We start from the raw sequence: 19,405 nt of genomic DNA, 5'->3' as shown, positions 1-19,405 counted from the left end.
CAGCAATGGACGTTAATCAAATCAAAGATTTAACCCAAAGCCTCGCCGATTATGCACCAAAGGTTAATGAGATGGCTAATCTCATTAACTCTACCAGTGTAAAAGCTGGCCAAATTATCATTCTGATCATGCTGCTGCTTGAAATGGAGTCGTGGCATCGATACTTAAAGCAAGAAAGTGGAGGCTTTAATAATGGTCTGTTCTTAGAACTCTTTTTTAAGTTTTTTCTTGCTTTTTTAGCTGTTACTTACTCTGCGACTATTTTTGATGCCATCGCAGAACTGTTCAATATCATTCTGAAGCTTCTGGGACGGCTTTATACGTCGCCTAATTTTAAATCTGATATTAATACAGACGGAGTAGAGGGGTGGGTACAAAAGAACTTTGTAGGACTTGTGAGCGGTATAACAGATATTGTTGTTAGTGTTTCTATGAAGCTTATTATTTTCATGAGAGCCTTTGAAATGTATATTCTTAAAGCAGTAGCTCCTCTGTTGATTGCTTTTTGGATGGCAGACGGTACTCGGGACATCGCCAAGAACTTGCTTAAGCAGTTTGCAGCTGCAGCATTTCAGGGGATCGTACTATTTGTAGTAGCGAGCATATATGCTGCTTTTGTGTCCGATGATATTTTTAAGGTCTCGACTGGAAAGGACGGCTGGGACATTGCCTGGAGCGCAATTCTAAAATCCATTATTTTTGTTTTTACTATATGGAAAACTCAGCAACAAGCTAAAAAGTTATTCGGAACTTCCTAGAAATTTATGCTATAATAATAAAAATGGGAAGAGGTGAGAAGATGGCAACTGAATTAGAAAGAGCGGTTAAGAATCTTAATCGGGCTTTAAGCCAAGCCCCAGAAGCAGAGCGAACAGAATTTTTGACACAAAATTTCCAATCGGACCAGTTCGAGCTTCCTGATAAAGAAGCGCCTATTTCTGGCTGGAAGAAGTTTATTTCCAGAGCGGGTCAGTTGCTGGCTGCAGCTGGCTGGATTGTACTTCAGTTATTGCTTTGGATTCTCAAGGCTCCTTTTTTCATCCTTTCTTTCCTGAAAAACTGGTTTTTCATGGGACTTGGTCTTTGGCTTATATGCTATTTTGGGGATTTTATTTACCGTGTAGTTGTATTACAACAACACAGTACAGGTCCTTTTCAAGCGCCCCCAACCTCTATGAATGATACCATTACAACGATTATTATATCGATTGCAGGGGTCCTGTCTCTGATTGGAACCATCTGGCAGTATCAAGGAAAAATTGACTAAAAAATATCAAGAACACTTTGCAGCCAGTAAGGTGTTTTTATTGTGCACAAATCAGAAAGCGAGGCTTTATTTGGAAAAATTAGGTAGTGATTTTATTAAGGAATTCGGGGACTATGAGCGCCCGGTCTTTCTAAATCGGACTTTGAGGGAGTTGGTCATGACAATTGGAATTATCTTGGGTGTCAGCCTGGGAGTCCTCTTGAATTGGTTGGGTTTCCCAGAAATATTTAATTATTTGATTACAGGGATTATTATTGTTCCTAGTTTTTTATATGGCACTAAAAAAGACCAAATTCTGAAAGAACGTTTGCTCTTTATGGTGACCAATCAGAAACGGTCTTACATGACCGAGTATGGAGGAGAGGAGACAAAACACTATGAGTTTACTCAATCAGCTTCCGTTCAAGAAGCGGACGACACAGACGGCTGCTGAACGAAGTCGTCAGTTGCGCCTGCAGAAGGAATTTAAGAGGAAGCCCTCAACACAGAATAGCATTTACTTTACCAGTCAGTTTGAGACTGGAATCATGCACATTGCAGAAAACTGGTGGAGTCGGACTTTCCGGCTAGGGGATGTTGCCTATACTACGGCCAGCACAGAGGATAAGTTGGATATTATTGACAGTTATGGAGAGGCACTGAACTCTCTGGATGCTGGAGATAATTTTCAGCTTCTGGTGATTAATCGACGGGTGGACAATCAGACAGTTCGCAAGGTTCTCTATGAGCCGGCAGGAGACCGAAACGATATCTACCGAGAGGAATACAACGATATTATTCAGGATCGTTTCTCTCTGGATGCCAAAAATTTCAAGGTAGAAAAGTATATCACCTTGGCTACAGAGGCCTATGAGAAGAGCCTGGCAGATACTCAGCTTCAGGAGATGGGAACCTTAGTAGAGAATGAATTACAAGCGATGAATATTAGCCTGGAGAAATTATCAGGAGTAGAGCGTCTAGGAATCTTTAATTTCCTACTCAGGTACCAGCCTTATTTTGCTTACACCTACAAAGATATTGCCTTATCTGGCCTAGCAGCTAAAAATTTCATTGTTCCCAATCGAATAGAATTTGAAGAGAATTTCATGAGGATTGATGAAAAATTTGCCAAGGTCCTCTATGTGCGAGACTATCCAAGCTTCTTATCTGATAAGCTTATCAAGAGTTTTTGTGATATTGGTCTGGAGTTGGCGGTCTCTATCCATGCTGCTCCTCGGGAACTAGGGCAAGTTGGAAAAGAACTTTCTAATGAACAGGCAGCTGCTAAGGTAGAAATGGTTCGTAACCAAAAACAAGGCTTTCAGGCTGGGATTGATCCAGAGTTGGCGACATCTGGCAAGGCTGTAGAAGTTAGTGAGACGACTCAAAAATGGAAAGATAAGGTGAATGAGGATCAGAAAATTTTCAACGGAGTCATCACAGTCTACTTTGTAGCGGACAGTTTGGAAGAACTGCAGCAGAGTACCAAAAAAGTACAGGCGGCAGGACGCAAGTTGGGAGTGGATTTGGAAGAAACCTATTATCATCAAGAAAATGGTCTCAATACCATTCTTCCGATCGGCAAGCCCTTCCTGGAAGTTAAAAAGGAGTTTATGCGCCCTTTTACGACATCCAACGTAGTGACGCAGGTTCCCTTTACTAATGTGGACCTGCAGTCTGACAGTCAAAGAGCTCTTTATTATGGGCAAAACCAGTTGTCAAAAAATTTGATTACTTTGGACCGTCAGAGAGACCTCAACGCTGCGAATGGATTGATTATCGGAACGACGGGGTCAGGGAAAGGGATGACAACTAAAACAACTGAAGTCATTCCAGCCTATTTAAAGTATCTTAAGGATCGCTTTATCATAGTGGATCCGGAAAATGAATACACAGATATTGCAGAGGCTTTTGGAGGTCAGGTGATTAACCTATCTCCAAAGTCAGATAGCCATATCAACCTGATGGGCTTGACTCAGACGGATCAGGTCTTATTTAACGAGAATGATGAAGAAATTGACAGTGTGGCCGATAAGGCCAATCTTCTTATGGCTCTCTTTGAGTCTATTCTTAAAGAGGTTACTGATGAAGATATTGGGATTATTGACCGGGTTACAAAGTTGGTCTATGAACGCTACTCAGAACCGACTCTAGCGGATTGGCATGATGTTCTTTTAGAACAGCCAGAAGCTGCAGCTCAGCGACTAGCTACCCGATCAGAACCATATGCTAAAGGGAGCTTGAACTTGTTCTCTCATAAAACGAATGTCAATTTAGATAATCGATTGGTTGTTTTCAATCTCAAGGGGTTGGATAAGAAGCTCAAACCTTTTGCTCTCTTGGTGCTTCAAGATTTCATCTGGCAACAGGTGATCAAGTACCAGGGCAAAGAAACTATTCGTCTTTATTGGGACGAACTGCATCTAACCTTCCGAAACCAGACGGATGCTGCTTTCTTTGCTGAGCTATGGGCACGGATCCGGAAGTACGGTGCTATTCCAACTGGCATTACCCAAAACCCAGGAACTATCCTAGCCTGGGAGGAAGGAAGAAATCTTATGTCCAATACAGAGTTTTTCATCTTACTTAAGATGAGAGAACAGGACATCGAGGCCCTGCGAGACGTGGTAGATATTCCTGATGCAATGCTACGTTATATCAAGAGACCAAAAGAAAAAGGTAGTGGCTTGATTTTAGCTGGAGAAACTGTCGTTCCGTTTGAAAACAAGATACCTAAAGAGACTAAGCTTTATGAACTGACACAGACAGATGCAGTAGTGGCATAAATTAGAAAGGAGCTAGAGAATGGCAGAAAAAGAACCCTGGTCAGAAAGGGGGAAAATCAAACGAGAAGCCAGCCAGAAGATTTCTGAGCATAATGAACTGAGTAAGCGACAGGGTTTGAAACAAGCCAAGAGCGCTGTTCAGGAAAGTAAACAGTGCTTAAAAGAAGCTAAGACTGAGCATAAAGCGACGGTCAAAGCTAAGCAAAGCACAGCTGACAGTAGAGAAAAACTTCATCAAGCCAAACACAATTTAAAGGTGGATAAGCAGGCTCAAAGAGCGGCTTATAACCGAGTAGGTGGCACGAAAAAGGAAAAACTAGCCCGAGGTGGACATCGAGTCATCGGTAGGATGGGTGAGGTGGCCTGGCAGGGGAATGATACCTTAGAAGATATCGCAGATGCTCGTCAAAAAATCCGAGGTTTCCATGCAAGTATCCAACAAAGTAAGCGGATAGCCAGATCCAGTAAAACCGTTTCTAAAGGACTAGTAAGAGGTTCTTATGGATTAGTGAACCGAGGCTATAACCTGTTACAAGGCCGAGGATTTACTCGGACAGTTGCAGGGGAACGATGGGAAGTCAAAGCAGCCAAACGGCTCAGGTCTTTTCGTCACCGACTTAAATTTTCTAAAGCCGGTAAGTCTGTGAGAGGAACAGGAAAAGTTCTGAATTTCCTGACGAAGCCCCTGCAGGTGATTTTGAAAAATCCATTATCACTCAAAGCCTATATCATAGGCTTTTTTCTTATCCTCTTTTTCGCTATCTTTTTAGGAAATCCAAGCCCAGTCCAGCAGGATGAATGGGAATTAAATCAATCATGGATCTATCTGACAGAATTGGATCGGAACGCTTCTAACGACAAAGTGGACTACTGGTCCAATATTGATGATGTGGTCTTTTACATGAATTACCGTTATAAGAACTATAAGCTGTCAGATATTTATGATGACGGCAGTAATAGCTTGAAAAACAGGACTAATCCATCGGCCACTCGGAAAGATACCAGCGAACAACTCACCTACAAAGATTTGCTGCGTCAGATTTGGCATGGATTGAATGATGATCCCCAGAAGCTGGAGAGTATGAAAGATTTATATACCAATGAGCAAGCTACTACTTACTATCTCGGGGAGAAGGCTTTGAAAGAGTATGAAGAACTCCTGAAGCAATCGGACGAGTTGGGTCGCTATATGGCTTATCAGGAATTAGAGAACCCTATCTATAGTTCTTCAGATGCCGGACATGATAGCCCACTCCTCATTACTCGACGCTTTGGATATGATCCTAAAGATAAGATGTATAACGGAACAGTTATCCAGGTTAGCCAGGGACAAAGTTTGAGGGCTGCCTTTGGAGGCAAAATTAAAATAAAGGGTAGTGATGTGCTGATTACTAGCTCTAACAGAGAACTGACTTATAAAAAAGTAGATGGTATTCGAGTTCAGGATGGCGAACAGGTCTCGGCTGGTCAGGAATTGGGAACAGTATCCGGTCAGGGTGGTCAGGAGTTCTATTATCGCAAATATCGTCAGTACGATGATAAAGATAAAAAGGATGAATGGGTCTGGGTCAATCCTGGCTTTTACTTTGAAAAAGTCAAATACAATCAAACTACGTCGGTTATCTCTGATTTAGAACTTTCAGGAGACTTGGCTACTCGAAGCAAACAAACGTATGATTATATCAAGAAAAAAGAACCTAAAGCGACCGATAACGGTATAGCAGCCATGTTTGGAAATTTTGGAGTAGAGAGCAATATGACCGCTAAACGAGCTGAAGGAGATTATCTAGCCCAGCCGGTCGGTGCAACTGACAGCTCCTGGGATGATGAAGCATGGCTCTCAATGAGCGGACCAACCATTTATGGTGGCGGCTATGACAATATCCTACGTCGAGGTTTGGGTCTTGGTATGTGGACGGATACGAAAGATGGCAGTACTCGTCATAGTCTCCTTTTGGCCTTTGCTCAGGAGCGGGGCAAGAAGTGGTACGATCTGCAGCTGCAGATTGACTTCATCCTGGATGGAGATGCTCCTTATTACAGAGAAATTGCCCGGCAAATCCTGACCAGCAATGAAGATGTTGAAACGCTGACCAAGCGCTTTCTTAATAACTGGGAAGGTAATGCAGGGGATAAGCTGGCCGAGCGGCAACATGTGGCCCAGCAGATGCTAGGTTACTTCAAACGTCAGATAACTGGAGGCGAAAGCGGAACACTGGCCAACAGTGTTAATTTACCTGCTGAATACGAAGGAAAGCTACAGTACGGAAGACCCTCTACAGCAGCTATGACTACGCAGCCCGGTAGTGGGTATCCGGTAGGTCAATGTACCTGGTATGTCTATAATAGACTGGTTGAAACAGGAATTCTGACGGATACTTCAGGCGGCTATGGGTATCTAGGAAATGGACAAAACTGGGTGCTATCTTTGGCTGCTAAAGGCTGGAAAACAAGTTCAACTCCAAGCGTTGGGGCAGTTGTTTCAACACTTGGCGGCTTCGATGGAACTTATGCCATTTATGGACATGTAGCCTTTGTAGAAGCTGTAAACCCTGATGGCACATTCTTAGTTTCAGAATGTAATTATTTAGGTATTCAGGATAGGGTGCATTACCGAGTCTTGAAAAATGCTTCCTACTATACCTTTGCGACAAAATAAGAGAGAGAAAGGAAATAAGATGATTGATAAGATTGAGGTCGGAAAAATGAAAAATCTTCTCCTGCTTGGTCTGGCAGTGATTATCTTTTTAATCGGCTATGGTATTGGCGGGTTTGGAAAGGCGAGCAGCAGTTCTAATAAAACTAAAGCGACGACCAATCAACAGGAACAGATAAAAACAAATCAAAAGGCAGAATTGAGCCAGAAGCAAGTCAAGGAATTTTTAGTAGCTTACTTTACCAAAAAGGATTTAGAGGAAAACCGAGAGCGTTATCGTCCTTTTATGACGAAAGGACTCTATACGTCTGAGGTCAATCAGGAAGACAAGGCCGTCAATCAAGCCTACAAGGGATATGTTGTAGACTATGTCTTCCAAAGCGCTCAGATCTATATTGATCAGGAAAATCTGACAGCTATTGTTCAGGTAAGGTACAGCAATACGCTCTTATCTAAGAAAAATAATTATGATAAGGCTCAAACCAATGTAGCTAATGAAACGACACTAAAACTAATCTACAGTAAACAAGATGGCAAGCTCTTGCTCAACAGCAAGGAGCAGTTGCTTCTCACGTCCAATACAGGAACATCTAGCAGCTATCCAGATTATGGAGCTTTGAAAGAGGACTCAGAAAGCTCCTCTAGCTCCTCAGAAGAAGCGACCGAGTCAAGCAGCAGCCAAGAATAGAAAGGAACATACATAACATGGTGAAAAAGAAATCTATTCAGGATCTGGAAAAGAAACTCCAGCGCCTGGAGCAAGAGAAAATCAAGGTACAGGAGCAGCAAGTCCAGCTCAAGAAGAAAGAAAAAGATATGGAGCAGGCTATTACTCAGGCCAAGGCAGAGTACGTGACTGCCCTGCTCAGTCAGTCCAATACTTCTCTGGACGATCTGAAAGGCCTCCTGCTGGAGGAAAGCGAACAGACAGAGGAAGGTGGTGAGAGCTGATGTTTTTAGCTCAGAATGTAGCAGGAGGAAGCCAGCAGCAATTTCCTAGTCGCGATCAGCTGTTGGGCTTTCTTGAGCAGGAAAATGCAAAAGTGAAGAGTTTGGAACAGGAAGCGGACCTGACCTTGATGCAGGTAACGGAAGAAGGGGAAATCCTGCAGAAGAAGCGGGTCAGCTTGCCATTTGTAGAAACAGTAGAGGAATTGCTGCAGGAGTTTGGCTTCGTTCAGACAGCTCAAAAAAAGAAGTTTCCTTCTTTCCTTAAACTGGAAAAATCCGCTTCTCAGTCAGATGTAGAGCGGAAAGCTACCTCAAAGGCTGCTTCAGAAGCTCCTAGAAGCCCTCTCAGCACTCTTAAAGTCTTAGCGCCGGTTCTTCTCCTGGTTCTTCTTTTAGGGGGCTATACAACTGTTCTAGGTGGCCAAAACAAGCAGCTGAAAAACCAGATTACAGACCTAAAGAACCAGGTTGGAACTCTTTCTAATCTGCAAGAAGCAGGCTCAAAGGTAGATGTCTTTGGCCGTTATTTTGTGGCCACTCTCTTTGCCAATAATAAGGAGCAAGTCCAGCAATACCTCAATACGGATATGCAGAAGAAAATTGAGGTCAAAGATGGTCAGCTACAATCTACTGTCTTTGAGGCCATCAAACCAGAAGGCAAGGGCTACGAGGTGACCTATGTTCTCTATGTCAATCAAGAGAACAGTATCCGTCTAGTCCGCTTGACATTTGATGTTGTGGCGGACAAAGACAGTCGCTTTGGTTGGCTTGTTACTAGCCAGCCGACTGAAAGTCTCTATCCAGGATAAACCAATACATTATCTAAACATCAACAATAGAAAAGGAAAATCAATCATGAAAAAAACAACTATTTACTCAACTTTATTACTCACTTCATTAGCTTTAAATCAAGCTGTTTTGGCAGATGAAATCATCGCTCCAGCTGGAGAGAAGCCAGGTATTGTATCTCCAACAGAACCAAGTCAGCCAGTTATTCCGACCGTACCTGCAACAACTAATCCAGTGGAGCCAGCTCCAGCTGATCCAGTAACTCCAGGGGAAACAGAAGAGACAAAACCAGTGCAGCCGACAGAGCCTGTGGCTCCAGTCCAGCCAAGCCAACCGACGGATCCGGTTCGTCCACTTCCTGAAGAGCCAACGCAACCAAAGACTCCAGTCACTCCAACAGAACCTAATCAGCCTACAGAAGTAGAGCAATCAAGTCAAACCAGCCAAACTCCTTCAGCAACTAATCCTAGTGCTCCAGTGACTCCTATTGTTCGCTCTAGCGCTTCGACAGAGCCTGCAGGGGAGCAGCCAATCATTGATGTTCCCGCATCTTCTGAAAAGCCTGCAGAAGAAGTAGTTATCACTCCAAAAAGCCAAATTCAGTCCTCAAAAACGGCAGAGAAAACTACTGAACAAAAGGAGAGCGAGCAAACTCTAGATCGACTGCCAGATACCGGGACATCTGACAGCCCCCTTATGAGCTTCCTGGGAGCGGCAGCCTTGGGCTTGCTTGGTCTTGTTCTTCACAAGAAACAGAAGCAAAACGGCAGCGTCTGAGAGGATGCTGCTGTTCTATACAAATAATAGTAGAATATGTTAGAATGGAGGAAAAAGATGACGGAGGAAATGATTTTGAATTGGGCATTATTTGCGGGTATTATAGCCAGTTTTGGGGCTATCGTAAAGATTATCTATGATAATCGGACTCTTTCAAATGGTCAGAAAGATATTAAAAATCAATCTCAGCGTTTGAAAGATGAATTAGATAGAGATCATCAAACGATTCTTTCTAAGCAGGATAAGGCTAATCTGTCTCTTGCTACCTTGGATACTCGGGTTGAGTATATTAAAGGTAGTATAGAAGAGTCTAATCGGCGTTTAGAAAGTTTAAACGGATCAGAAAAAGAGGCTCGACAGGCGGCCGATTCTGTTGTTCGATTTATTGAAAAAACGCAGGAGAGGCGTCTCCGAGCGGAACAGCAGTATAGACAGTTGCTGACTCAGGTCCAGCAATTAGAGTCTCAGGTTGAGCAGCTGAAGGAGGAAAATAGAAATCTGGCCCAGCAACTGAACCAACTCAAGCCGCCTACTCGTCAGTTACATAGAGATAGAGGTCATTCTGACAGAGGGATGAGCTTATAGAACAAAGTTTTGAAACAGCCTGTGTAGGGCTGTTTTTGTTTGCAAGAAAGGAGAGACGACATGGAGCAGGAAAGAACCATCTTTCAGGTGAAAGATGTGTCAAAACTAACTGGAGAGATGCTGCTGAAGATGCTGGCTTATATGGTTGAGTACATGACTGATCAGGGTCAGAAGTACATGAAACGGCAACGATACGGTGCGGAAACCCGATGGAACCAGTTCATGGCCAGTGATAGTGCCAAGGAAGTGAAAACCTTCTTGAGCAATGAGGTCAACTTGGATAGGCTCAAGGCTTATCTGGAAGAGTATAAAATAGGTTTTGCCACTCAGGCTCTAAAGGATAACCGAGTCATGTTGGCCTTTGAGGTCAAGAATAAGGAACTAGTCAAAAAAGCCTATGAACAGTTCCTGACCGACTTAACCAGTCCTCAGGAGACTAAGAAACTCACTCAGGAATTGCTGAAGAGTCCTGAAAACATGAACCTTGAGGAAAAAATCACTCATTTCAAGGTTCAAGAGCAGGTGAAAATTCAAGCAGTTGCAGAGAAGGCTCCAAAGATTACCAAGCCAAGTCCAAGTAAGGAGGTCACAAAATGACAGAACGAAAACCATTGCCTTACGTCATTACAGCAGGGATTTTATTTTATTGTCTGCATTGGTTGGCCAAACTTTTTGAAATGTCCCCAGATACGGCCATTAACGATGATTTTGGTTTGGCTCGTTTGGAGTGGATGGCGGAACATTGGACAGAAAAATTTCCTATCGATGTCGAGTTTACCTCTTCCTCATTGATGGCTGGTCTTGTCGGTGTCATGGCTGTTCTTTTCTTTTTTGCTCGGCGTCAAGATCGGGGGATTTACCGAACTGGAGAAGAACACGGAACAGCTCGTTTTGCAACCGTAGAGGAGCTGGCCAGCTTTCAGGATCAGGATCCAGAGAAAAACATGATTTTCACACAGCGATCTCAGATGGGCCTCTTTAATCAACGCTTGCCCTACAACAAGCATATCAACAAGAATGTCCTGGTTATCGGGGGAACTGGTGACTGGAAAACCCGGTCTTTTGTGAAACCTAATATTATGCAGCTAAACTCGAGCTATGTTATCACAGATACTAAAGGGCTTATCATACATGAAGTTGGCACTATTTTGAAAAAGGCTGGTTATAAAATTAAAATCTTGGACTTGATCCAACTGATCAATTCGGATGGTTTCAATGTTTTTCACTATATGCAGAAGGAAACAGATATTGATAAGGTTTCAGAAGCCATTATCACAGCTACTAAGCGCTCAGATAATAAAGGGGAGGACTTCTGGGCTCAGGCAGAGGCTTTTCTGACCAGAGCTTTGATTGGGTATCTATATTTTGATGGAAAAGTTCTAGGCAAGTATGAGCCAAACCTGCCTCAAGTAGCCGATTTATTACGCTTCCTGAAGCGGACTGATCCGGAGATTGAAAGTCCGGTTGAGGAAATGTTTAAGCAGCTTGAAGAGGAGTTGCCAGGTAACTATGCTAATAAGCAGTTCCAGCTCTTTATGAAGAACTTTGGCGGTCAGACTTTGATGTCTGTCCTGGCTATTATCTCCAGCCGGTTTTCTGTTTTTGACCATGATGATGTGAGAAAGATGGTGCAGCGGGATACAATGGAAATTGAAAAATGGCAGCTGGAGAAAACAGCTGTCTTTATTCATATGCCCGAAACGGATAAGTCTTATCAATTCCTGTCAGCCCTGTTTTTCCATACCATTTTTGAAGTATCTAACAAGACTGCAGACTCTATCATCCAAGGAACGCATCCAACAGCAACGATTGAGACTTTACTGCATTTGCAGATTTATGCAGATGAAACGGGTCAAATTGGGCAAATCCCTTATCTTCCTGAAGAAATTGCTGTTGTCCGGAGCCGGGAAATTTCAATCAAGCTGATGATCCAATCTATGAGTCAGCTTCAGCAGCTGTACGGAGATAAGAATACTACCACCATTTTGAACAACTGCGGGGCAGTTCTTTATTTGGGTTCTAATGACCCAGACACACTGAAAAGTATGGCAGACCGAACAGGACCGCAGACCATTCAGCAGACTAAGACTTCCAAAAGCTATGGTCAACATGGCTCTTCAAGCGAGTCCACAGATAGCCTCAAGCGGGAACTGCTCAATTATCATGAAGTAGCCACTGTAGCCATTGATGAAGCTTTGCTCTATCTCAATCGCCAAAATGTGTTCAAAGATAAGAAATACCGCTTAGAGACACATCCACAATATGAAAATCATGCAGATGGGCCATTCAGTCCTAATTGGTTTACATACAGACGCTATATGTCAGATATAGATGAGTGGCTAGAAAATGTCGAGCTAAGTAACCAGGTTGAGATCAGCATGGAAGAACTGGAAGAAATCGCTCTGCCTTGGGACTTGAGCGCATAGAAAGGAAATGATATGTACGATTTTATGTTTAAGAGCGACAAACAACCTCAAAAACCAACTTATGGAGTTGGTTTTTTTGAGGGCATTGAGGAGCAAATACCTGGAGGGGTATTATTGAGAGCTGCGGTATCTGCTACAAAAGAAGGAACTGCAGATCAATCTCAGGAAGAGTTTTTGCTGCAGGTAGTTATGAAGTCTATTCAGGAATTGACTTATCAAGAATTCCAAGAGCTGCAGCCTTATCTATTTTGTTATGATGCAGAACAAACAGCAAAAGTCCCAATAGTTCGATCTCTGGAGGCAACTCAGGAAGAGTTTGAATTAATCCGAGCTGCTCCAGAAGATTTCTTCCTAAAGTTGCCTAGCAGTGCAGAATAGAAAGGGGGTTGTTTATGGCACGAGTAGAAGAATTGAAAAAGATATCTATATTAGATGTCGCCGAGGCTTTAGGAATGGAGTTGAAGCAGCAAGGCAGTGATCGGTATGCTTGGACTGAGCATGAAAGCCTCGTTATTAGCCCACGTCGCAATCGCTTTTCTTGGTTTTCTCGTGATTTAAGGGGAGGAGATGCCTTGGAGTTAGTCCAAACGATCCGAGAAGAGCAGACAGGAAGCCGGCCGTCTTTTAAATCTGCTAAACATTTCCTAGAAGCAGGCCACTTTCCAGAGTCAGAAATGGACTCTACACCAGTTCCTAAAATAGCCTTTGAGTATAAGTTAAGCCAGAATGAGCATGTCAATACTAGCTGGACAAGACAGTATCTAAGACGAGAAAGAAAGTTGTCACCTGGAACGATTGAATTTTTCTTTCAACAAGGGAGTATAGCTGAAATATCTCATAAAATGAACGATTACTCTGAGCCAGCTATTGTTTTTAAATTTAAAAACAGCCAGGGAAAGGTGATGGGAGCCAGCCTGCAGGGAATTGTCGAAAATCGTGAGAAATATCCTGATAGAGGCTATCTAAAGCGGATATTGAAAAATTCTGATGGTCTTACTGGTTTTTACGCAGACGTTGGTCGACCTAAACGGCTTATATTTGCAGAGTCTCCCATCGATGTTATGAGCTATTATCAGCTCCATCCTCAGCTGCAAGACGTCCGTTTAGTGGCTATGGATGGACTCAAGGAAGGTCTTATGAGTTTTCGCTTTGCAGAGCTAGTCAGTGAGCTGCAGGGCAAGACTTATGAGCCAGGGGAGCGAACAGCTAGAGTACTTGAAGCTACAGCTAAAACCTCCACGTTCTTTCAGAGCAATGAGGATTTTATCACTTTGGCCGTAGATAATGACTCTGCAGGGTGGAATTTTATCAGCAAGCTGCAGGAAAAGGGAATCCCTTTTAAGTTAGATATTCCGCCTATTGCTGAAAAAGGGGTTGAAAAAGCCGATTGGAACAGCTTTTTGAAAGAACCGCTCCAGGGGCAAGCAGAGCTAGTTCATATCTACAGCTACGATAAAAAGAAAAAAACTACAGCCTATCAAGGTTACTTTTCAAAAGAGTTGGCTACAGCAAAAGTCACCCAGTTGACTGCAGGTGATGTGGTCGCTTTCAGTACCTCTGAAACGCTCTCTCGGGACGAGATAGAGGAACTGGCGACCAATCAATCACAGACTTACCCGCAGCTCTCAGAAGCTAAAGAGAGTACAAAATATGAAGAAAGAATAGAGGGAATATCAATGGCAGATCAACCAAATTTAGAACGTATTACATCCGTTATACGAGGTAATACAGAATATAAGAGCATTGCTGCTTTGTTAGAAGGACTGAGAGAGGAATTAAATGATCCTCTAAATTTAGAAGCGGCAGAGGTCATGGATGAAATTTTAAAAAACAATCCTAATCTTCACGATTTATTGTCAGCTTATGCAGACTCTTTCGTTTTAGGTTCAGTAACAGTAAATGGATATAGTCTAGCAAAAAATGCAGAGATTACATATTTTGAAGCATTAACTTCTGACGGAGAATATTTAGATTTAGATAAATACAAAACCGCAGTTTCAGTTGGTTCTGTAAGTGAGATTAAGTCATCGTTTCAGGAGAAAAGAGCGACTATTGACCAGCTCATTCAAGACAGAGATCTGAAAGGTTTGTCTGCTCACCTGAAGGAAGGTGTCAAAGATTATTTTAACTCTGATACCTATAAAATTTTCTTGCAAACCATGAGCAAATTCAACAATTACTCTCTGAATAATTTATTTTTAATCGTCGCTCAAAAGAAAGATGCGTCTGCGGTTGCTTCCTTTAATGCATGGAAAAAATTAGGAAGACATGTCCAAAAAGGGCAGAAGGCGCTCAAGATTTGGGCACCCTATCAAGTAACTCGAAAGGACGAAAAAGGCCAGCCTGTTTTAGATAAAAAAGGTCAAGAAGTAAAGGACACACGCTTCCGTTTAGTTCCTGTCTTTGATGTCAGTCAAACGGAAGGCAAGGAGCTTCCTAAACCTGTTTATGAATTAGAAGGAACCCATCAAGACTATGCTAACCTCTATCGTGCAGCTAAAGAAACTGCAGCTGCTAAAGGGGTTCGTTTAGAAATTTCTAAGGAGCCAATGGAAGCACACGGCTATTATTCACCGACGGAGAATAAGATTGTCATTCGGGCTGGCATGAGTGAGCGGGAGACGTTGAGCACCATCTTTCACGAGATGGCGCATGCAGACTTACACAACCCTAAAGCACTTGAAGGGCAGAAGCTGACACGAACTAATAAGGAGCTGCAAGCTGAGTCTGTAGCTTACGTTGTGGCTAATCATTATGGTTTAGATACCAGCTCATACAGTTTTGGTTACCTTGCTAATTGGAGTAAGGAACCGGATAGTCTAGCCGATCTTGAAGCTCAGCTATCCATCGTCCAAAAGGAAGCTGCTGACCTCATTCATCGGTTAGATACAGCATTTGAAAAATATCAAAACAAGGAAGTGTCCAAGGATCCGCTCTCTCAAAAATTGGAACAGTTCAACGAAAAATGTCATCAGAAGATGGCAGAAAAGGCGGCATCAGAACCCGAAAAAAAATCTCATCCCCAGAAAGGGGACGAGGAGAAGGACAACCAAGCGAGCAAGTAAAAGAACTGCTCAGTTCACTTAACCGAAAACGAAAGGATAACCAAGATGAAAGAAATAGTTGAAGAAACTTTAGCAACCTATTTTACAACATTTGCACCAGATGGTGTGCTAAAACCAGATGAAGAATTTTTCAAACTCTCTCGTAAAGCAGCAATCCACGAACTCCAAAAGGACCTGAAAGAACAGGAAGAGTTGGAGCTGGAGCTTGCAGAAGATACAACAGAAACAATCGCCTATCTGCAGTCTATTAACGACGCAGAATATGAGCAGTTGAAGGATAACTACCGCTAGGTAGGTATTCAAAATAGGCGAGGCCATTTGAAAAATGGTCCGCTTGTTAAGGTGCGCAGCACCTCACCAGGGGCTTGGGGATTTCCCCAAAATTTTGAAAGATAGGTTCTCTTATTTGGGCAGGGAAAGCCCAAAGAGAAGAGAGCCTATTCTTTTAAATTTCGCATTTGTATATACAAATGCTATGCTTGCCAGAGCAAAGTATATCAAGATGGCAGGTTGCAATCAAGCAGAGAGGAACAACATTAGGTATGAAAGAACAAGGACACAGAGAACGACCAATACAAAAGCTATTTTGGATAAACGAAAGCGAAAATCAGGCCATCCGTCGTAAAATGGGGGAAGCTGGTATCCGGAACTTTTCGACCTTTGCCCGCTACATGTTGCTTACTGGTCGAGTGCAAGTTATCAACTTTGAAGAGCTGTCTAAACTGCGTCAGGAAATCAACCGAGTCGGGGTCAATATCAACCAAATTGCTCGGCAGGTGAACACGAACGAAGAAGCCAGCAGAGAGGAGTTGGTTGCTGTTTTGGAGAAACTGCAGGAGATTGAAGAGCTGATTGAGGGCAAGATTGAAGAAGCAGAGAAAGGAGAATAGATGGTTGTTACAAAAGCTATTCAGATAAAAAACACTGGTAACTTAAAGAGAGCTGTTAAATATATTTTGGATGAAGCTAAGACAGTAGAGCTGGTCACTAACAGCAACCAATCTTTTCCAGTTATTCTTAAAGATGGGAAATTGCAGACGCAGTTAGTCTCTGGTCATTTGATTGGACAGGAGCGAAAAGCTGCAGAAGAATTCATTCTGACTAAGAAGCTGGCTGATAATCGTTTTGGCCGAAAAGAAACCTCTGACTTGGTTACAGAAAATGGAGTGCTAGCTCATCATCTGATCCAATCTTTTGATCCGTCGGACAATCTAACAGCAGAGGAAATTCACGAGATAGGACGCAAGACTGTTTTGGAATTGACAAAGGGAAAACATGAGTTTGTGATTGCAACTCATGTAGACAAAAATCACATTCACAACCATATCATTTTCAATACAACGGATAATAGCACCTTGAAAAAATTCCGTTGGCAAAAGGGAACTAAGCGGAGCCTGGAGAAAATTTCAGACCGTTATGCGGAGCTGGCTGGAGCTAAAATTATTGATCGGAGCGCTCCAAGATTTTCTCATACGAAGTACGCAGCCTATCAGAAAAAGAATGTATTTAAACTTGAGATTAAGTCCCGTTTGAATTTCTTGATTAAGCACTCAACATCCATCGAGGACTTTTTAAAGAAAGCAAAGGCACTGAATTTAGCAGTCAATTTCTCTGGTAAGCATGCCACTTATCGTTTGCTGGACAGTGAGCAGCAACGCAATACTCGTGATAGCACGTTATCTAAAAAAGGTGCTTACACTTTGGCCACGATTGAGAAGCGAGTCAGCCAAAACAAGGCGACCTACTCCCTAGAGGACATTAAGCCAGAGTATGACAAACTGCAGCAAGAAAAAGCAGAAGATTTTGAACAACGTCTCATGATTGAACCTTGGCAAGTTAAAGAGGTTACAGCTGACGGCATCTACCTTGAGATAGACTTTGGGATCCGTAATCATGGTTTGATTAAGGTCCCACATCGGCAAGTAGATCAGTTGGAAGATGGCCGTTTTGAACTCTTTGTCCGAAGAAATGATTTCTTTTATTTTCTTAATCCAGATCACTCAGAGAATAACCGTTACATCAAAGGAAATACCCTTATGAAGCAGCTTGCTTATAATAATGGTGAGGTTGTTCTGACTAAAAATCGGAACATCTCTAATCTAGATCAGTTGATTAAAGAGTTTGAGTTCCTGGCTGCTCACGACGTGACCAGTGGCCAACAATTTGAAGAACTCGAGGAACGCTTTATTGAGCAGCTGGACCAAGCAGAAGAGACGCTACAGCAGATTGAGCAGCGATTGATGAAACTCAACAAAGCTGCAGCTGCTTTGTCTGATCTGAAGTCTGACAATCCAGAATACCAGGCGCTAGGTCAGGAAATTCTAGAAAGCTTGGGCTTCCCTTTGACCATTCGAGCAGAGGAATTGGAGAAAGAGATTACTGAAATCAGTGTTGAGCAAGCAGGTCTGCAGCAGAAATATGATGACATTGTTGGTAGCTTTGAAGAGTACCGATCTGTTAAGGATAATAACCAGGTTCGGAGAGAGAAAGAGCAGGAAAGCTCATTATAAACATAAACATAATTATAAATATATTGCACGTGCAACTTGATTCTATTGATTTTATGACACGGCCATTAGAGTTCGGCAAAAATAAGGAGGAACATATGACAAAAATAGGTTATGCACGAGTCAGCAGCACAGATCAGAATTTGGATCGGCAGCTGGAGCAGATGCAGGACTGCGAAAAAGTTTTCCAGGAGGCGGTCAGTGGAGCCAGCAAGGAACGGTATCAGCTTCAGGCTCTCCTACAGTACATCCGAGAAGGGGATATAGTCGCCGTAACGGAACTTGAACGCTTGGGGAGGAATAACCAGGAGCTGACAGAGATCATAACTGCTATACAAGCTCGGGGTGCCACTTTGGAAGTTCTTAACCTTCCAACCCTTCGAGGTATCGAGGATGATAATCTCAGACGGTTGCTTAATAACTTGATTTTAGAGCTGTATAAGTATCAAGCCCAGGCAGAGCGGGAGCGCATTAAGGAGCGCCAGCGCCAGGGAATAGAAATTGCCAAAGTTCAGGGGAAGTACCAGGGCAGGAAAGCACTCTATACAGAAAATGACGAACGCTTGCAGCATGCCTTTGATTTGTATCTTCAGGGATATACAGATAGAGACGTTAGTAAGCTGACTGGAATATCAGAAAGGACTTTTAGGCGGTATCGGGAGAAATACCAAATAAGGCGAAGCAATTAGATACTCTAGTCTTAAGATATTGCAAAATAATTTGAATTACTTATAAGTTATATGAATACTTGACACTTTATGTTGTAAATGTTGTAATATAGTAAAGAAAGAGAGGAGTTCAGATGGTATCAATCTTTAAAAATATTTATTCTGCATTAAAAACGGGAAAGACTCTTGATTATATCAATCAGGAAAATGAAATTCAGGAGGAGAAAAAACGGAAAGAAGATGATAAGAAGAAAAAACAGACTGAAGAATTTAAAATTACTGCTAAACAGTTACCAGATGAGAAAGTAGCAACTGTCAAAAAATACCTTGAAAAAGGTGATTACCAATCAGTAAATAAGTATTTGAGGACCCTATCTAATTATTATACATATCATTTAGCCTTTGATACATTGAATTCGGATAATAATAAGTGGGGGAAAGTTATAAATGGGAAATTGTGCACCATAATTGATACTAGGTTTTCGCATGAATTAGTAAAAAATTACGTTTTTAACGTTCACCAAGAAGACTTTGTCCATTATTATTCAAACTATACCAATCTATCTATAGAAAAACCAACTTTCCGTTTGAATGAACACCCTATCTTACTGTTTGCTTGGAATAAAGGTAGGATTGTTGAAAATATAGAAAATATAAATCATCATAGCTGTCCACTTTCTCCAAATAGAAACTTAGATAACTATTATTTTTATCCTATGGGACTGATAGAGTGTTATGGAGGAAACCACTCACAGTTTTCTGCTTTGTTAGAAAATAGTGATAAACATGTTAGCGAGATCACACAAATAGTTGATGTAACGTCACTCTATGATGAGGTTTGTTTTGATGGACAAGAGTTTAAGAGAAAATCAGATAATAAATTGTTATATAAAGCTAAGAATGATTTTGAAAGGCTCTATGGTGTATTTTTTGAAATAGGTCGGATTTT

The 19,405-nt window shown here is 42.2% G+C and carries 19 protein-coding genes; all 19 read left to right on the top strand.

The features are described 5' to 3' along the window. Positions 1-5 precede the first annotated feature (5 nt). Positions 6-758, top strand: coding sequence for a type IV secretion system protein (locus tag HMPREF9380_RS00995; RefSeq protein ID WP_004193634.1), 753 nt, complete (start codon positions 6-8; stop codon positions 756-758). A 41-nt stretch (positions 759-799) separates the two neighbouring features. Beyond that, positions 800-1,267 carry a hypothetical protein gene (locus HMPREF9380_RS01000; protein WP_032907764.1) on the top strand — a complete coding sequence of 156 codons (468 nt, stop codon included), beginning with the start codon at positions 800-802 and terminating at the stop codon, positions 1,265-1,267. A gap of 70 nt (positions 1,268-1,337) precedes the next feature. Then, entirely contained in the window at positions 1,338-1,700 is a 363-nt protein-coding gene (locus HMPREF9380_RS01005) for a hypothetical protein (RefSeq protein ID WP_032907840.1), read from the top strand. Then, positions 1,645-4,032, top strand: a complete 2,388-nt coding sequence (locus HMPREF9380_RS01010) for a VirB4-like conjugal transfer ATPase, CD1110 family (protein WP_004193630.1) — start codon at positions 1,645-1,647, stop codon at positions 4,030-4,032. Before HMPREF9380_RS01005 ends, HMPREF9380_RS01010 begins: the two co-directional genes overlap by 56 nt. A 19-nt stretch (positions 4,033-4,051) precedes the next feature. Then, positions 4,052-6,691 carry a phage tail tip lysozyme gene (locus tag HMPREF9380_RS01015; RefSeq protein WP_004193628.1) on the top strand — a complete coding sequence of 880 codons (2,640 nt, stop codon included), beginning with the start codon at positions 4,052-4,054 and terminating at the stop codon, positions 6,689-6,691. A 19-nt stretch (positions 6,692-6,710) separates the two neighbouring features. Then, positions 6,711-7,376: a hypothetical protein gene (locus HMPREF9380_RS01020; protein WP_032907761.1), complete on the top strand. Its 666-nt coding sequence runs from the start codon at positions 6,711-6,713 to the stop codon at positions 7,374-7,376. A 17-nt stretch (positions 7,377-7,393) separates the two neighbouring features. Further along, on the top strand, positions 7,394-7,639 hold the full coding sequence (locus HMPREF9380_RS01025) for a hypothetical protein (RefSeq protein ID WP_004193622.1): 246 nt from the start codon (positions 7,394-7,396) through the stop codon (positions 7,637-7,639). Further along, entirely contained in the window at positions 7,639-8,448 is an 810-nt protein-coding gene (locus HMPREF9380_RS01030) for a hypothetical protein (RefSeq protein WP_004193620.1), read from the top strand. Before HMPREF9380_RS01025 ends, HMPREF9380_RS01030 begins: the two co-directional genes overlap by 1 nt. Before the next feature lie 46 nt (positions 8,449-8,494). Continuing rightward, positions 8,495-9,205 (top strand): LPXTG cell wall anchor domain-containing protein, encoded by a 711-nt coding sequence (locus tag HMPREF9380_RS01035; protein WP_004193618.1) that lies wholly within the window; start codon positions 8,495-8,497, stop codon positions 9,203-9,205. A gap of 57 nt (positions 9,206-9,262) precedes the next feature. Then, positions 9,263-9,790 (top strand): hypothetical protein, encoded by a 528-nt coding sequence (locus HMPREF9380_RS01040; RefSeq protein ID WP_032907758.1) that lies wholly within the window; start codon positions 9,263-9,265, stop codon positions 9,788-9,790. Between the two features lie 60 nt (positions 9,791-9,850). Beyond that, a complete protein-coding gene (locus tag HMPREF9380_RS01045; protein WP_004193615.1) occupies positions 9,851-10,387 on the top strand; it encodes a hypothetical protein in 537 nt (178 codons plus the stop codon). Further along, positions 10,384-12,216 carry a VirD4-like conjugal transfer protein, CD1115 family gene (locus HMPREF9380_RS01050; RefSeq protein WP_004193613.1) on the top strand — a complete coding sequence of 611 codons (1,833 nt, stop codon included), beginning with the start codon at positions 10,384-10,386 and terminating at the stop codon, positions 12,214-12,216. Before HMPREF9380_RS01045 ends, HMPREF9380_RS01050 begins: the two co-directional genes overlap by 4 nt. Before the next feature lie 12 nt (positions 12,217-12,228). After that, positions 12,229-12,594, top strand: coding sequence for a hypothetical protein (locus HMPREF9380_RS01055; protein WP_004193611.1), 366 nt, complete (start codon positions 12,229-12,231; stop codon positions 12,592-12,594). A gap of 14 nt (positions 12,595-12,608) precedes the next feature. Beyond that, complete coding sequence (locus HMPREF9380_RS12080) at positions 12,609-15,281, top strand: ArdC-like ssDNA-binding domain-containing protein (RefSeq protein ID WP_004193609.1); 2,673 nt, start codon at positions 12,609-12,611, stop codon at positions 15,279-15,281. A gap of 45 nt (positions 15,282-15,326) precedes the next feature. Then, positions 15,327-15,572, top strand: a complete 246-nt coding sequence (locus HMPREF9380_RS01065; RefSeq protein WP_004193607.1) for a hypothetical protein — start codon at positions 15,327-15,329, stop codon at positions 15,570-15,572. A gap of 251 nt (positions 15,573-15,823) precedes the next feature. After that, the gene (locus HMPREF9380_RS01070; RefSeq protein WP_002926311.1) at positions 15,824-16,171 is read left to right on the top strand and encodes a plasmid mobilization protein; all 348 of its coding nucleotides are present in this window, start codon (positions 15,824-15,826) and stop codon (positions 16,169-16,171) included. After that, positions 16,172-17,791 carry a relaxase/mobilization nuclease domain-containing protein gene (locus HMPREF9380_RS01075; protein WP_004193603.1) on the top strand — a complete coding sequence of 540 codons (1,620 nt, stop codon included), beginning with the start codon at positions 16,172-16,174 and terminating at the stop codon, positions 17,789-17,791. A 95-nt stretch (positions 17,792-17,886) separates the two neighbouring features. Next, positions 17,887-18,477: a recombinase family protein gene (locus HMPREF9380_RS01080; RefSeq protein WP_032907755.1), complete on the top strand. Its 591-nt coding sequence runs from the start codon at positions 17,887-17,889 to the stop codon at positions 18,475-18,477. 113 nt (positions 18,478-18,590) lie between these two features. Next, positions 18,591-19,405 (top strand): DUF6710 family protein (locus HMPREF9380_RS01085; RefSeq protein WP_004193600.1); only part of this gene is annotated, 815 nt, incomplete at its 3' end.

It is taken from the genome of Streptococcus sanguinis SK49, from assembly GCF_000212815.1.
GTDB classification, from domain to species: Bacteria; Bacillota; Bacilli; order Lactobacillales; family Streptococcaceae; genus Streptococcus; species Streptococcus sanguinis_C.
Note: the sequence above shows the minus strand (reverse complement) of the source record. Positions and strands in the feature narration are given on the sequence as shown.

Coding starts and splice junctions, on each gene's coding strand:
- HMPREF9380_RS12080 (WP_004193609.1), top strand. CDS start 12,609: ATGGCACGAGTAGAAGAATTGAAAAAGATATCTATATTAGATGTCGCC.
- HMPREF9380_RS01015 (WP_004193628.1), top strand. CDS start 4,052: ATGGCAGAAAAAGAACCCTGGTCAGAAAGGGGGAAAATCAAACGAGAA.
- HMPREF9380_RS01050 (WP_004193613.1), top strand. CDS start 10,384: ATGACAGAACGAAAACCATTGCCTTACGTCATTACAGCAGGGATTTTA.
- HMPREF9380_RS01010 (WP_004193630.1), top strand. CDS start 1,645: ATGAGTTTACTCAATCAGCTTCCGTTCAAGAAGCGGACGACACAGACG.
- HMPREF9380_RS01055 (WP_004193611.1), top strand. CDS start 12,229: ATGTACGATTTTATGTTTAAGAGCGACAAACAACCTCAAAAACCAACT.
- HMPREF9380_RS01035 (WP_004193618.1), top strand. CDS start 8,495: ATGAAAAAAACAACTATTTACTCAACTTTATTACTCACTTCATTAGCT.
- HMPREF9380_RS01070 (WP_002926311.1), top strand. CDS start 15,824: ATGAAAGAACAAGGACACAGAGAACGACCAATACAAAAGCTATTTTGG.
- HMPREF9380_RS01075 (WP_004193603.1), top strand. CDS start 16,172: ATGGTTGTTACAAAAGCTATTCAGATAAAAAACACTGGTAACTTAAAG.
- HMPREF9380_RS01000 (WP_032907764.1), top strand. CDS start 800: ATGGCAACTGAATTAGAAAGAGCGGTTAAGAATCTTAATCGGGCTTTA.
- HMPREF9380_RS01025 (WP_004193622.1), top strand. CDS start 7,394: ATGGTGAAAAAGAAATCTATTCAGGATCTGGAAAAGAAACTCCAGCGC.
- HMPREF9380_RS01040 (WP_032907758.1), top strand. CDS start 9,263: ATGACGGAGGAAATGATTTTGAATTGGGCATTATTTGCGGGTATTATA.
- HMPREF9380_RS01045 (WP_004193615.1), top strand. CDS start 9,851: ATGGAGCAGGAAAGAACCATCTTTCAGGTGAAAGATGTGTCAAAACTA.
- HMPREF9380_RS00995 (WP_004193634.1), top strand. CDS start 6: ATGGACGTTAATCAAATCAAAGATTTAACCCAAAGCCTCGCCGATTAT.
- HMPREF9380_RS01020 (WP_032907761.1), top strand. CDS start 6,711: ATGATTGATAAGATTGAGGTCGGAAAAATGAAAAATCTTCTCCTGCTT.
- HMPREF9380_RS01030 (WP_004193620.1), top strand. CDS start 7,639: ATGTTTTTAGCTCAGAATGTAGCAGGAGGAAGCCAGCAGCAATTTCCT.
- HMPREF9380_RS01065 (WP_004193607.1), top strand. CDS start 15,327: ATGAAAGAAATAGTTGAAGAAACTTTAGCAACCTATTTTACAACATTT.
- HMPREF9380_RS01080 (WP_032907755.1), top strand. CDS start 17,887: ATGACAAAAATAGGTTATGCACGAGTCAGCAGCACAGATCAGAATTTG.